This is a genomic window from Tetzosporium hominis (assembly GCF_002265435.1).
Lineage (GTDB): Bacteria > Bacillota > Bacilli > Bacillales_A > Planococcaceae > Chryseomicrobium > Chryseomicrobium hominis.
Window position 1 is genome coordinate 1 of the sequence record NZ_NOKQ01000051.1, and the last position, 241, is coordinate 241.

Here is a 241-nt window from a genome sequence, read left to right on the forward strand (position 1 = left end):
CGCTGCACAGTTTGTATTTGAAAGGGGAGCGGCTGATGCCGGCTCGCTTGTCTCCGTCAGGCTTCTGGCGTCGGGCGTCATTCTCTTGCTATATGTTTCAATGAAAAACGGATTTCAACATGTGTGTCAGATATGGAAGAAAAAAACAGATATTTGTTCGATTTTGGTATTTTCCATTTTTGGAATGCTGGCCGTCCAATATACATTTTTTGCCTCAATCGAAAAGGGAAATGCCGCTGCT

1 pseudogene is annotated in these 241 nt (G+C 44.0%); it reads left to right on the forward strand.

Annotated features, from left to right (window positions below):
* Positions 1–241, forward strand: a pseudogene (locus CF394_RS00160) (EamA family transporter); the annotation flags it as partial.